This is a genomic window from Nautilia sp. (assembly GCF_053994455.1).
Map to the genome: position 1 here is coordinate 1 of NZ_JBMYAU010000035.1, position 12,940 is coordinate 12,940.

The following is a 12,940-nucleotide window of genomic DNA, read 5'->3' on the forward strand; positions in this document are numbered from 1 at the left end:
CACTTTCATTTAAGTGTGCTTTGATGTTTGGGAAATTTTTTAAAGAATTAGAAAAGAAAAAACTTAAAGATAAAAATTTTGAATTTCTGTTTGATGAATACAAAGGTGATGAAGTTATCGTGGTTGATACCGAAACCACGGGACTTGATCGGAAAAAAGACGAAATAATTTCAATAGGAGCCGTTATTGTTAAAAACAACAGAATCCTTTTAAGTAAAAAATTCCACATTTTTGTAAAACCTTCAAAGCCCCTTAGCATAGAAAGTATTAAAATTCATAAAATAACGCCCGATATGCTTAAAAACGCGCTTGAACCGGAAACGGCAATAAAAAAGTTTTTAAATTTTATAAAAAACAGACCTCTTGTCGGATATTACCTCGAATTTGACATAGCAATGCTTAATAAACTCACAAAAAGATACCTCGGAATCAAGCTTCCTAACAGACAAATAGAAATTTCAGCCGTTTATTACGATAAAAAAATAGGCTTTATTCCTCAAAAACATATAGATTTGAGGTTTGATTCCATTATGAAAGATCTGAACCTTCCTATTATTGGTAAACATGATGCATTAAACGATGCAATAATGACCGCCTTGATGTATATTAAACTTCAAAACTGTAAAAAAATTTAATTTTTATCACGTAAAGATTTAGTATCGATCCACATAAAATAAAAAAATAAAACTATTGCAATAAATCCTAATCCGTAAAATAAAAATTCCTTCATTCACTCTCCTTTAATTCCTGAAGAAACAGTTTATATTCTTTTGTTAAATTATCTAATCTTTTTATTGCAAAAAAAAGTATAACAATTCCACAAAAAACTAAAAATATATACAAATATTCTATCTTTTTAGCACTTATTATTCCTATAATACCCGATATAAGTAATAAAATTACATATCTCCAAAATCTTAATTTTTCTAAAATAAAATCTAATTCTTTTTGTAAATACTCTTTTTTCCCCATTTTTTTCTTTTTTTATAATTATAACAGATTTAATACTACAAAAACGTTATCACATTTTATTGCTACATTGTTGCTATACTTATTTGTTAGTATTTGCAAAATTTTAAGGAGACGCCATGATACTCGAAGCTCTCAAATATATGGTACTCGGAATGACGGTGGTTTTCGCATTTCTCTACTTATTGACCGTTATTCTTGAATTTCAAAGAAAAATAATTGAAAAATATTTCCCCGAGGATGAACCCCCAAAACAAAGACCGAAATCAAAAAAAGACAAATTAAAAAAAGTGGCGGCAATTGCGGCGGCAATACATCATAAAAGGACTCAAAATGGCAGCTAAATACATTGATATAATGGATACGACTTTCAGGGACGGCTTTCAGTCGGTATTCGGAGGCAGGGTTTTAATGAAAGATTTCCTGCCTGCGGTTGACGCCGCGGTCGAAGCCGGGATTAAGCATTTCGAATTCGGGGGCGGAGCGAGGTTTCAGAGTCTGTTTTTCTATCTTCAGGAAAATGCGTTTGATATGATGGATGAGTTTGCAAAGCGTGCGAAGGGGGCAAACCTTCAAATCCTTGCAAGAGGTATAAACACGGTGATGCTTGATACCGGAAGCCGTGAGATGATAGATCTTTTTGCAAAACTATTCGCAAAACACAACACTACTACGGTTAGAAATTTTGATGCCTTAAACGACGTAAACAACCTGATATACAGCGGAAAAGCAATTAAAAAAGCGGGAATGAAACATGAAGTCGTCGTAACTATAATGGACCTGCCGCCGGGATGCACGGGTGCTCACACCGTAGAATTTTACGAAAAAATATTAAGGGATATTATCGAAAACGTGGAATTCGACTCCGTCGCTTTCAAAGACGCTACGGGGACTGCAAATCCCAATAAAATATATGAAACCGTAAAAATGGCGAGAAAGCTTTTGGGCAGAGACGTCCATATAAGACTGCACACACATGAAACGGCGGGAATCAGCGTTGCAAGTTATCTCGCCGCACTCGAAGCGGGAGTCGACGGGATAGATTTGGCAGCGGCGCCTGTCAGCGGAGGAACGAGCCAGCCCGATATAATAACCCTGCTTCATGCCGTAAAAAGCAAACCTTACAACCTCGGCGATTTGGAAATCGATAAAATAATTGAATACGAAGAAACGCTTAAAGAATGTCTTAAAGATTATTTCCTCCCGCCCGAAGCCACACAGGTAAATCCTATAATTCCCCTCTCACCCATGCCGGGCGGCGCTCTTACCGCAAACACCCAGATGATGAGGGATAATAATATTCTTCATAAATTTAACGACGTTATAAAAGCCATGAGAGAAGTTGTCGAAAAGGGAGGATTCGGAACAAGCGTAACACCGGTAAGCCAGTTTTACTGGCAGCAGGCGTTTAACAACGTAATGTTCGGACCTTGGAAAAAAATAGCCCCGGGATACGGAAAAATGATACTCGGGTATTTTGGAAAAACACCCGTTAAGCCTGATGAAGAGATTATAAAACTTGCAAGCGAACAGTTAAATCTTGAACCTACAGACGAAAACCCTCTTGATATTGCCGACAGGGATGAAAGAAAAACAATTAAATACTGGCAAAGTCTGCTTGAAAAAGAAGGCATCGAAACCACTGAAGAAAATATATTTATTGCGGCTTCATGTCAGGAAAAAGGTATAGCGTTTTTAAAAGGCGAGAGTCCTCTTATGATTAGAAAAAAAGGAGAAGAAATGAGTAAATCTGACGGAGTTTATACTGTTATAGTCGACGGTGAAGTATTCAATGTTGAAGTTAAAGAAGGAAAAGTTGAAATTAAAGAAACAAAACCTCTCGAAAAAAAACCTGCAACTACTGAGCCTACATCTGATGATGTGGTTGAAGTGGAATCGCCTGTTCCGGGAAATGTATGGAAAATACTTGTAAATCCGGGAGACAGGGTAAAAGCCGGAGATAAACTTATGATTATAGAATCAATGAAAATGGAAATTGACATTCCTTCACCCGTAAACGGAATCATTGCGCATATTCCGGTAAAAGTCAACGATTCAATTAACGAAGGTGATATATTAGTCACAATTGAGGAGGATTAAATGAGAATAAAAGCAATTATTTTAGCGCTTTTTTTATTTTTCTCCCCTTTGGCACTCTCGGCGAACAATTCGGAATCCGATGCCGCAAAAACCGCACAGGTTCATCATGAAAAAAGTATAAGCGAGCTTTTAGTGGGCTTTTACAAACAAACGGGAATTTATGCGTTTTTAAACCCACAGGACAATGTAAAAAACGCTCTTGGCGAAAAAGTCAGTAAATTTCACCAGAGTTTCGGAAGAATTATTATGATTCTTATTTCTTTTTTACTCTTCTACCTCGCAATCAAAAAAGGATTTGAACCGCTTTTACTCATACCCATAGCATTCGGAGGGCTTCTTGCAAACATACCTCTTGCAAACATTATAGGTGACGGAGGATTTATAGGAGAGCTGTATAAAGCCGGAATTGCAAACGAACTTTTTCCAATACTCATTTTTATGGGTGTGGGAGCAATGACGGATTTCGGTCCGCTTCTGGCCAATCCTAAAACGGCGCTTTTAGGAGCCGCCGCACAGTTTGGAATTTTCGGTACGTTAGTCGGTGCCGTGGCATTAACCCAGCTTGGAATATTTGACTTTTCCCTTCAGGACAGCGCGGCTATTTCGATTATCGGAGGGGCGGACGGCCCTACTTCAATTTTTATAGCATCTAAACTGGCTCCCGATCTGCTTGGAGCCATTGCTGTAGCGGCTTATAGTTACATGGCGCTCGTACCTTTAATCCAACCGCCTATTATGAGAGCTTTAACAACCGAAGAAGAGAGAAAAATCAAAATGAAAGCCGCAAGAAAAGTCTCTAAACTTGAAAAAATGCTCTTTCCCCTTGTGGTATTAGTACTTACTATTTTAATTATTCCGGAATCAAGTCCGCTTATCGGTGCTTTGACATTCGGAAACTTCATAAGAGAAAGCGGTGTGGTTGAGAGACTAAGCAAAACATTGCAAAACGAACTTATTAATATCACCACCATTTTCTTAGGACTTGCAGTCGGTTCCAAACTCGCGGCCGAGAAATTTTTGGTTCCCGAAACGCTCGGTATTTTGATATTGGGACTAATAGCTTTTGCAATCGGAACCGCCGCGGGTGTTTTAATGGGAAAAATTATGAACAAATTTTCAAAAGAGCCTATCAATCCTCTAATAGGCGCCGCAGGTGTCAGCGCAGTGCCTATGGCTGCAAGGGTTGCGAACAGAGAAGCTGTCAAAGAAGATCCTACAAACGTTTTATTAATGCACGCAATGGGCCCAAACGTTGCGGGCGTTATCGGAAGCGCCATTGCCGCCGGGGTATTACTTTCCATTTTTTAACCTCTCCCCTTTTATAACTATTTCTTATAGTAATTGCTTTTTTACAGTAAATCCTGATAAAATTTAACATATATATAATTTTTAATTAATCATATAAAGGTGGAATATGAATTTATACTGGTTACAAAGCGGGGGCTGCGGGGGCGACACAATGTCTTTTTTAAACTGTGAATGCAATTTATACGAGCTATTTGAACAGTTAAACATCAATGTAATATGGCACCCTTCCCTGTCAAACCTTTCATGCCTTCAGCATATAGAAAAAATCGAACGTATATTAAAAGAGGATATCAGGCTCGACATCTTGTGCGTGGAAGGCAATGTCGTATTGGGCCCGGAGGGCACAGGTATGTTTAACACGTTTATGGGAAAACAAAAAAAAGATTTAATCCACAAACTAGCCCATAAAGCGGAATATGTGATTGCCGTAGGAACCTGCGCATCTTTCGGGGGATTCGGATCTGAAAATGAACTTCAGGGCGTTGGCTTACAGTTTAAACAGGAGCAAAAAGGCGGTTTTTTAGGAAAACATTTTATATCCAAATCGGGACTTCCCGTAATTAATCTGCCGGGTTGCCCAATACACCCCAAAGCCCTTGCGGTTTTATTAGAGGAAATAGCAAACGGACTGCAGATAAAACTCACCGAAAACCAGGCTCCGGAAGAGATATACACCTTTACGGTACATCAGGGATGTACGAGAAACGAATATCACGAATATAAAGTTGAAGAGCACAAATTCGGAGAAAGAGGATGTATGTTTTTTCATCTGGGATGTAAAGGACCTACGACAAACGCCGCATGCAACAAATACCTGTGGAACGAAGTAAATTCAAAAACAAGGGCCGGAGTTCCGTGTTTCGGCTGTGCCAGGCCGGATTTTCCGCAGGATTACCCGTTTTTTAAAACCCCGAATATAGTGGGAACGCCTGCGGAACTTCCAAAAGGCGTGGACAGGGCGCATTATCTCGCATACAAAGATATGGCGGCGGCCGCGGCGCCCAAAAGATTAAAAGAGAGAAAACAAAGGGTCTGATATGTCGTCGAAAAACATTACTTTAAGAATACCGGTAAACAGGGTGGAGGGCGATTTGGATATCGAAGTGAACATTAAAAACAATATCATCACCGACGCAAAAAGCATAGGAACGCTTTACAGAGGTTTTGAAAACATCCTAAAAGGACGTGATCCTCTGGACGCTTTGGTTATCACGCCGCGGGTATGCGGCATTTGTTCTGTGTCACATCTAACTGCGGCCGTAAAAGCTCTTGAAAACGCATACAATATAAAACCTCCTGTTCAGGCGGTAAGATTTAGAAATATTTCGCTGATTTCAGAAAACCTGCAAAGCGATTTAAGGCAAGTTTTTTTAATGTTTATGGCGGATTTTGCAAACGATTTTTATAAAAAAGCCCCGTTTTTCGAAACCGCAAAAAAATTATATGCGCCTTTTAAAGGAGAATTTTCAAAAAAAGTACTTGACATAACAAAAGAAATAGTGAAAATTATTGCTTATATAGGGGGACAGTGGCCACACACCTCCCATATGGTTCCCGGAGGACTCAGCGTACTTTCAGACGATCTGGAAATATTAAGGATTAAGTTTCTGCTTTTGAAAATAAAAAAATGGTATGAAAACGAAGTTTTGCAATGTGATATGGAAAGTTTTAAAACCGATGTTACCGGTTACAAAGACTTGGAAAACTTCGCGGACCGCAACCATTATTCCCAGATTTCCGTTTTTTTAAACATTGCAAAGCAAAGCAATCTGTTTAATATAGGAAAAAGCGGCTGCGGTTTCATAAATTACGGATCTATGGAAGAAAAAACCGAAAATTTAATCCCGCCGTCCGTTTACAAAAACGGACGAACAGAAAAATTGGATATAAGCAAAATCACAGAAGATGTAACATATTCATGGTATGAAGGGGGAAAAACTCGCCGTTTGATGAAAACACCGTTCCCGACACGGAGAAAAAAAACGGTTATTCATTCGCAAAAGCCCCCAGATACGGTAACGATGTATTACAAACCGGCCCGCTGGGAGAAGAACTTGTTGTTAAAAACAGTTTGATTACCGACTTATATAACCGGTTCGGCGACAGTGTATTCGTAAGACAGTTTGCAAGAATGATAAGACCCGTAAGATATATAACCTTTATGTTACAGGAGATAGAATCTATAATTTTAAATTTAAACGAACCTTTATATAAAAAAAACAGAAAAACACAAAACACAAAAGGCGTCGGACTGACACATGCCGCAAGAGGAGCGCTGGGGCACTGGATAAAAATTAAAAACGGAAAAATTTCAAACTACCAGATAATCTCTCCCACCACGTGGAACGGCTCCCCGAAAGATTCGCTTGAAAACAAAGGCCCGTGGGAGAAGGCATTAATAGGTACCGAAATTAAAGATACTGAAAATCCAATGGAAATGGGTCATATTATAAGAAGTTTTGATCCGTGTCTCGTATGCACCGTCCATTTTATCGGAGACAAAAACAGCACTTTAAAAGTAAAGGTCTGATATTGGTAAAAGTTATCTGTATAGGCAACAGATTTGCATATCCCGACAATTTCGGAATTTTAATTTATGAAAAACTTAAAAAACTGAATATACCGAACACGGAAATCATAGAAGGCGGTGTGGGAGGCATGAGTCTGGCCCCGTATTTTGAAGATGAAAATAAAATTTTAATAATAGATTACGGAGTGACGGATAAAAAAATACTGACAAAAAAAGACATAGACCAGCTTGAAATAAAAGAGTACACTCACTCAACCGCTTTGCTTTATTTATTAAAATGTACCGACAGATATTATACGCTGTATACCTGCAATGAACCGTTCGATCCTGAAAATATAGAAAAATACCTGTATGAAATAACAGAGTTTATAAAGGTGTTAAATGAACATTAATGAAAAAACACTGAAAAATGAAATAAAAGTATTGCAAAAAGCGGCACGGCTTCATGCCAAATATTCAATCTCGCAATATAAAAAGGTATTAAAGGCGTTAAACGAACTTGAAAAGGAAAAAAAACTTCTTGAAGAAAAAGTAAAAGAAAGGACAAAACACTTAGAAGACGAATACAATGAAAAAATAGCTTATGCAAGAAAACTGGATAAAATAGCAAAATTCGACCAGTTAACGGGACTTGCAAACAGATATCTTTTTTTTAAAGAACTGAAACTTCTGATAAAAGAATACGAACTCACAGGCAGTCCTTTCGCCCTTTTGTTTATAGATTTAGACGGATTCAAATTTATTAACGACACATACGGACACAATATCGGCGACAGGGTACTGCAAAGCGTTGCCGATAAAATAAAAAACATGGTAAGAAAAGAAGATCTCGTTTCAAGAATAGGCGGCGACGAATTTACCGTAATTTTAAAAAACATAGAAAACAGAAAAAAAATAAAAGAAATAGCACAAAAAATAATCGATACTTTAAAAAAACCGGTTAAAATAGACAGCTTAAACCTTTTTTTAGGGGCAAGCATAGGAATATACATAATCAAAAAATTTGATAATTTCCAAGAAATCATTACAAAAGCGGACATTGCAATGTACGAAGCAAAAAAAGCCGGCAAAGGAACGTATCTTTTTTTCAACGAATCCATGAAAAGCGACCTTACCAAAATTACAAAACTCAGAAATTACATAAAAAACGCACTTAAAAACGATTTTTTCATAAACTGTTTCCAGCCGATAGTTTTAAGTACCGATTACAGTATAATAGGAGCTGAGACACTTCTCAGACTCAAACAAAACAACAGACTGATTTCCCCTTTCGTTTTTATGCCCGTACTCGAAGACGATATACATTTAATAAAAGACGTAACATTCTGGCAGATTTCGGAAGTAATTAAACTTCATAAAAAAACCGATATTTTTTTTACCGTTAATTTATCCGCAAAACTGTTGGGCGATTACGATTTAATAAATTTCTTAAAAAAATTAAAAAACACGGGACTGAATTCTTCTAAAATTTACTTTGAAGTAACTGAAACGGCGCTTTCTTCCAACCTTTCAACGGCAAGCGAAATTCTCTTCTCTTTAAAAAAAATGGGGTTTATCCTTTCACTCGACGATTTCGGAACAGGATACTCTTCACTCGCTTATTTAAGGGATCTGCCTTTCGACATTGTCAAAATAGATAAAAAGTTTATTGACAACCTGCCTTACAGTCAAAAAGATCAGAAACTTCTCAAATCAATAATCAATATGGCGAAAACCCTCGATATGAAAATAGTTCTGGAAGGAATAGAAACAAAAGAACAGCTAAAAAAACTTCCCAAAGACCCCGGTATTAAATATCAGGGTTACCATTTCCACAAACCTTATAAAATAGAAAAGCTTTTTCAATGCGTTTTAAATTAAAATTTATATAAAACACCCGCCCCTATATATTGATTTCTCGTATAGCTTTCCGGTTCGTAAACCTGAACATTCTGAGAGTTTAATAAAACGTTTTCCGAGGCACTTCCGCCGATATGCCAAAACTGGTAGCGGTACATAAAACTGATCATTAGGTTTTCTTCTATTTTAAAATAGGCTTCCGCCTCGAATTTTAAACCCTCGGTATCATACAGATGCAATACAATCCCCCCGGCCAGTTCGGCCTTTAACAGAGGATTTAGCGCATACTGGTAACCGACATCGGTACTGAAATAAAATTTTCCGAATTTTAACAGATAATGATATCCGACCCCAAAATAAGGCCAATAGTATTTTTCGTTATAATCCCCCGGATAACCGCTTTCTCCCCTGTTCCAATACCTGTATCCGAGCGAAATATAAAAAGGCGTATTATACGGGAAAAACCCGCCTTCAAACGACAACAGGAAAACGTCGTCTTTTTTAACTATCAGAGGAACGCCTCCCCATGTGCTGCCATTATAAGTTCCGCTTCCGTATGAAAATTCCCCTTTAAGATAATAATATACGCCGTTTTTGGAATTCAACTTAACCCCAATGCCGTTTAATTCTCCGTAATCCGAATAATCACCGTCTACAAAATTCCCCCTGCTGTCAAACTCCTCATATGACGAATTTACGGTAAACGCATAAAATTCAACGCTTTTCGCCCACATAAAAACAGAAAAACAGATTATATATATAAGCTTTCTCATTCAAAAAAACCTTTGTTAAAATATACGGAAAAGTCTATGTTAAACAGCCTCTTTTCAGAATATTTTTTAATAAGAGTATCAACTGCATTAATCAGTTCTGCAGATTTAATGCCGTGATTTATACTCATTAACGCTTCCGTAAAAGCGGCAAAATGATCGGCGGCTTTAATAAGGCTTCCGTCAATGCCTTTTTCGACACCGCAGACTTTTTCCGCCTCGGTTTTTATGATGCGGTTTTTACCGATGATTTTATCCGCAAATTCGTCGGTGATTAAAATTTTAAGTTCATCCCTAATATTTTTAGGTACAAGCGGCAGTATTTTTTCATCTATTAAAAAATTTTCATAACTCTTAAGTATTTCATCAAGCCCCTGCACGTTATGTTTAACAGGCGCTATTATGTCCCTTGTAAGGGCCTCGGGCAAATCATGAAAAAGCCCGGTGAAAAAATTGTAATAAATTTTATGGCTGCCGCCGCCGTATTCTTTTGTAAACAAAAAAGCAACAATCGCAACAAAAAGCATATGGCCAAGAACAGATGTTTCCGGCACTCTCGGGGTGTTTGCCCATCTTTTCTGAAACCTCAGATTACCGCATAGCGAGACAAAATCATAACTTTTCTTTTTAAGCGAGAGTACTTTTACACCTTCCAAGTCATAATAATCCTCGAGTTCGTTTTCAATATTTTCTTTAATCTCCCTCATTCCGTAAATACCCGGGGCGAAATTGTAAATAATATCAAATTCCCACTTGCTTGCCAAATAACTTGCGGCTGATAAAATTCTCTTTTCTTTCGAACTGTCCGAATTGAATATCTTAACATAATATTCTAACTCTTCATCAATTACCCCCTTTAAATTTTCAAGGACGAAATCATCAAGCTCTTTACCCTTTTTTTTCCTTAAATAGTGATATACCGGGGATTTCAAATCCGTTAAAACGGCACGGTAGAGTATTCCCGCAATTCCCAGATGAATCAGTTTGTAAAAATCAGTATCTTTTTCAAAATGTGCCAACACATACGCTATTATCATTCTGTGCGCCTGCTTGTCAAGCTCAATGAATTTTACGGGACGTGGCAAATCGTTCCATCTTTCTATCGAAGCCGTGGAAAACAGAAGTTTTATCAGTTTTTTATTCATTTTGTTTACGCCTTAATGTCAAGAAGTGTTTTTGTCATTTCATCCTGGGTTTTTATAGCAGGAATCTGCGCTTTAAAACCGTTTCCTATAACAATCTGATCCGTAAGCTCTTTTGTTAAATCCATCCCTGAATCAGCAATATCTGCGCTTATTTCAAGTTTATCAACGATTTCAGCATCAGTTGCTTTAAAATCCTCCGTATTAACGTTTGCAACGTTATTTGCGTTAATATCCATAAGTGATTGGTGAGCCTGAAGCGCATTTACATTTGTATTAATCATCACAATTTTCCATTCTCAATTCTCAAATAAAATAATGATATAGTATAATTCTACCAAAAAAAGGAATTCATATGAAATTATGGGGAGGCAGATTCTCTAAAGGTGCCGCAAAACTGCTTGACGAGTTCAATGCATCCATTATGTTCGACAGGGAACTTTATATCGAAGACATCGAAGGTTCGATTGCCCACTCTCAAATGCTTGCGGATCAGGGGATAATCACCAAAGAAGAAGCCGACAAAATCAAAGAAGGCTTAGGACAGATAAAAAAAGAAATTGAAAACGGTGAATTCAAATGGGACATAAGCGATGAAGATCTGCACATGGCCATTGAAAAAAGACTTATTGAACTAATCGGAGACACAGGCAAAAAACTCCATACCGCCAGAAGCAGAAACGACCAGGTGGCCGTGGATTTCAGAAGATGGAGTTTAAAAAGAAACCTTGAAATCGCGGAAAAAATAAAAGAGCTTATTCAAACTTTCGTAAACATAGCAAAAGAGCATAAAAACACCCTGCTTCCGGGCATGACGCATCTTCAGCACGCGCAGCCCATAAGCTTTGCTTACCATATGCTCGCATATGCGAATATGTTTAAAAGGGATTATGAAAGATTTATTGAGAGTTATAAAAGAAACAACAAAAACCCTTTAGGATGTGCGGCGCTTGCCGGTACTCCCCACCCTATCGACAGAAACAAAACAACAAAAGCGTTGGGGTTTGAAGAGCCTACCGTCAACTGTCTCGATACGGTAAGCGACAGGGACTTTGCGCTTGAACTTTTATTTAACATATCAATGCTTATGATGCATGCAAGCAGAATCAGCGAAGAGCTTATTATCTGGTCGACAAGCGAATTCGGGTTTATAACATTAAGCGACGAATATTCAACCGGCAGCTCGATTATGCCTCAAAAGAAAAATCCCGACGTCCCGGAGCTCATAAGAGGAAAAACGGGAAGGGTTTACGGAAACCTCGTAGCCCTTTTAACCGTTATGAAAGGTCTGCCGCTCGCTTACAACAAAGACACGCAGGAAGATAAAGAAGGGGTTTTTGACAGCGTTAAAACGGCTCTTATTTCCGTGACTATTTTAAATGAAACCTTAAAAACGATGACGGTAAACAAAGAGAAAATGTATCAGGCATGCAAAAAAGGGCATTTAACGGCCACGGATTTGGCGGATTACTTGGTAAACAAAGGAGTCCCCTTCAGGGAAGCCCACCACATTACCGGAAGAGCCGTGGCGTTAGCGGAAGAAAAAGGCGCGGATTTAAGCGATTTAAGTATTGAAGAGCTTAAAAGTATCGACGAAAGAATCGGAGACGATGTGGATTTAAGCCTCGAAAATTCAATGAATTCAAGAAAAAGCCTCGGGGGCACCTCACCTCAAAGGGTCGAAGAACAGATAAAATATTTCGAAAAATTTTTAAAGGAGAGTAATGATTAAAATAAGACACTTAAGCGATCATCTGTATGAAGCCACCAACGGCAAAGACATTATTATAGTAGATCCGAAAAAATACACCCCCATAGATTTTTTTATCACGGGCCTTGGAAACTGCTCGGCGTATGATGTGGTGGAGCTTGCCAAAAGCAAAGGTTATGAACTTCATAACTTTTCACTGGAAATAGAATATAAAAGAAAAGAGACGTTTCCCAAAATATTTACGGAGTTTCATTTCATTTATAAATTCGATTCAAACGCGGACGCCATGACTGCGAGAAGATGGGTGCTAAGCTCGCTTGAGACATACTGTTCGACAATAAACACAATAAGAAACACAAGCAAAATATATTATTCAATCCATAACAACGGTGAGACAATAGCATTTAAAGAAAGTATAATTTCAGGAGAAACCGCACATACCCACGAATTTGAAGATGACGACGACGGCTTCGGCTGTGTCGCCTGAGGATAACAAAAGCTCCGGGGTCCGGAGACACTTTTTGATATAATAACCCAAAAAAAGGATAAAAATGAAAAAATTGCTGATAAC

General features: G+C 38.0%; 13 protein-coding genes and 1 pseudogene. 10 read left to right on the forward strand and 4 right to left on the reverse strand.

Annotated elements, in window-relative coordinates; genetic code table 11:
- Window positions 1-23: 23 nt before the first annotated feature.
- The gene (locus tag ACXJIE_RS02545; protein ID WP_456479421.1) at window positions 24-635 is read left to right on the forward strand and encodes a 3'-5' exonuclease; all 612 of its coding nucleotides are present in this window, start codon (window positions 24-26) and stop codon (window positions 633-635) included.
- A 91-nt stretch (window positions 636-726) separates the two neighbouring features.
- Here the strand turns inward: ACXJIE_RS02545 and ACXJIE_RS02550 are convergent, their stop codons facing one another.
- On the reverse strand, window positions 727-972 hold the full coding sequence (locus ACXJIE_RS02550; RefSeq protein ID WP_456479410.1) for a hypothetical protein: 246 nt from the start codon (window positions 970-972) through the stop codon (window positions 727-729).
- Between the two features lie 116 nt (window positions 973-1,088).
- Between ACXJIE_RS02550 and ACXJIE_RS02555 the strand changes: the two genes are divergently transcribed.
- The 7 genes and pseudogenes from ACXJIE_RS02555 to ACXJIE_RS02585 all read left to right on the forward strand — a co-directional run bounded on the left by ACXJIE_RS02555 (window position 1,089) and on the right by ACXJIE_RS02585 (window position 8,767).
- Window positions 1,089-1,313, forward strand: coding sequence for an OadG family protein (locus ACXJIE_RS02555; protein ID WP_456479411.1), 225 nt, complete (start codon window positions 1,089-1,091; stop codon window positions 1,311-1,313).
- On the forward strand, window positions 1,303-3,069 hold the full coding sequence (locus ACXJIE_RS02560) for a biotin/lipoyl-containing protein (RefSeq protein ID WP_456479412.1): 1,767 nt from the start codon (window positions 1,303-1,305) through the stop codon (window positions 3,067-3,069). Before ACXJIE_RS02555 ends, ACXJIE_RS02560 begins: the two co-directional genes overlap by 11 nt.
- The gene (locus ACXJIE_RS02565; protein ID WP_456479413.1) at window positions 3,070-4,377 is read left to right on the forward strand and encodes a sodium ion-translocating decarboxylase subunit beta; all 1,308 of its coding nucleotides are present in this window, start codon (window positions 3,070-3,072) and stop codon (window positions 4,375-4,377) included.
- A gap of 106 nt (window positions 4,378-4,483) precedes the next feature.
- On the forward strand, window positions 4,484-5,413 hold the full coding sequence (locus ACXJIE_RS02570) for an NADH-quinone oxidoreductase subunit B family protein (protein WP_456479414.1): 930 nt from the start codon (window positions 4,484-4,486) through the stop codon (window positions 5,411-5,413).
- A 1-nt stretch (window position 5,414) separates the two neighbouring features.
- Window positions 5,415-6,907 (forward strand): annotated as a pseudogene (locus ACXJIE_RS02575) (nickel-dependent hydrogenase large subunit).
- Window positions 6,908-6,909: 2 nt separating this feature from the next.
- The gene (locus tag ACXJIE_RS02580; protein ID WP_456479415.1) at window positions 6,910-7,299 is read left to right on the forward strand and encodes a hypothetical protein; all 390 of its coding nucleotides are present in this window, start codon (window positions 6,910-6,912) and stop codon (window positions 7,297-7,299) included.
- Window positions 7,289-8,767 carry a putative bifunctional diguanylate cyclase/phosphodiesterase gene (locus ACXJIE_RS02585; protein ID WP_456479416.1) on the forward strand — a complete coding sequence of 493 codons (1,479 nt, stop codon included), beginning with the start codon at window positions 7,289-7,291 and terminating at the stop codon, window positions 8,765-8,767. The genes ACXJIE_RS02580 and ACXJIE_RS02585 overlap by 11 nt, the downstream gene beginning before the upstream one ends.
- On the opposite strand, the gene ACXJIE_RS02590 is transcribed toward ACXJIE_RS02585, so the two are convergent.
- Genes ACXJIE_RS02590 through ACXJIE_RS02600 form a run of 3 tightly spaced genes read right to left on the reverse strand, consistent with a single transcriptional unit; the run spans window position 8,764 to window position 10,942 of the window.
- The gene (locus ACXJIE_RS02590; protein WP_456479417.1) at window positions 8,764-9,519 is read right to left on the reverse strand and encodes a hypothetical protein; all 756 of its coding nucleotides are present in this window, start codon (window positions 9,517-9,519) and stop codon (window positions 8,764-8,766) included. The genes ACXJIE_RS02585 and ACXJIE_RS02590 overlap by 4 nt on opposite strands.
- Window positions 9,516-10,661 carry an HD domain-containing protein gene (locus ACXJIE_RS02595; RefSeq protein ID WP_456479418.1) on the reverse strand — a complete coding sequence of 382 codons (1,146 nt, stop codon included), beginning with the start codon at window positions 10,659-10,661 and terminating at the stop codon, window positions 9,516-9,518. The genes ACXJIE_RS02590 and ACXJIE_RS02595 overlap by 4 nt, the downstream gene beginning before the upstream one ends.
- A gap of 5 nt (window positions 10,662-10,666) precedes the next feature.
- A complete protein-coding gene (locus tag ACXJIE_RS02600) occupies window positions 10,667-10,942 on the reverse strand; it encodes a flagellar basal body protein (RefSeq protein WP_456479422.1) in 276 nt (91 codons plus the stop codon).
- 71 nt (window positions 10,943-11,013) lie between these two features.
- Between ACXJIE_RS02600 and argH the strand changes: the two genes are divergently transcribed.
- Window positions 11,014-12,390, forward strand: coding sequence for an argininosuccinate lyase (gene argH, locus ACXJIE_RS02605; protein ID WP_456479419.1), 1,377 nt, complete (start codon window positions 11,014-11,016; stop codon window positions 12,388-12,390).
- On the forward strand, window positions 12,383-12,856 hold the full coding sequence (locus ACXJIE_RS02610) for an OsmC family protein (protein WP_456479420.1): 474 nt from the start codon (window positions 12,383-12,385) through the stop codon (window positions 12,854-12,856). Before argH ends, ACXJIE_RS02610 begins: the two co-directional genes overlap by 8 nt.
- Window positions 12,857-12,940: the final 84 nt, after the last annotated feature.

What these genes read in the sequence shown, in the direction of transcription:
- ACXJIE_RS02545 (WP_456479421.1), top strand. Translation starts at nt 24, where the DNA reads ATGTTTGGGAAATTTTTTAAAGAATTAGAAAAGAAAAAACTTAAAGAT.
- ACXJIE_RS02550 (WP_456479410.1), bottom strand. Translation starts at nt 972, where the DNA reads ATGGGGAAAAAAGAGTATTTACAAAAAGAATTAGATTTTATTTTAGAA.
- ACXJIE_RS02555 (WP_456479411.1), top strand. Translation starts at nt 1,089, where the DNA reads ATGATACTCGAAGCTCTCAAATATATGGTACTCGGAATGACGGTGGTT.
- ACXJIE_RS02560 (WP_456479412.1), top strand. Translation starts at nt 1,303, where the DNA reads ATGGCAGCTAAATACATTGATATAATGGATACGACTTTCAGGGACGGC.
- ACXJIE_RS02565 (WP_456479413.1), top strand. Translation starts at nt 3,070, where the DNA reads ATGAGAATAAAAGCAATTATTTTAGCGCTTTTTTTATTTTTCTCCCCT.
- ACXJIE_RS02570 (WP_456479414.1), top strand. Translation starts at nt 4,484, where the DNA reads ATGAATTTATACTGGTTACAAAGCGGGGGCTGCGGGGGCGACACAATG.
- ACXJIE_RS02585 (WP_456479416.1), top strand. Translation starts at nt 7,289, where the DNA reads ATGAACATTAATGAAAAAACACTGAAAAATGAAATAAAAGTATTGCAA.
- ACXJIE_RS02590 (WP_456479417.1), bottom strand. Translation starts at nt 9,519, where the DNA reads ATGAGAAAGCTTATATATATAATCTGTTTTTCTGTTTTTATGTGGGCG.
- ACXJIE_RS02595 (WP_456479418.1), bottom strand. Translation starts at nt 10,661, where the DNA reads ATGAATAAAAAACTGATAAAACTTCTGTTTTCCACGGCTTCGATAGAA.
- ACXJIE_RS02600 (WP_456479422.1), bottom strand. Translation starts at nt 10,942, where the DNA reads ATGATTAATACAAATGTAAATGCGCTTCAGGCTCACCAATCACTTATG.
- argH (WP_456479419.1), top strand. Translation starts at nt 11,014, where the DNA reads ATGAAATTATGGGGAGGCAGATTCTCTAAAGGTGCCGCAAAACTGCTT.
- ACXJIE_RS02610 (WP_456479420.1), top strand. Translation starts at nt 12,383, where the DNA reads ATGATTAAAATAAGACACTTAAGCGATCATCTGTATGAAGCCACCAAC.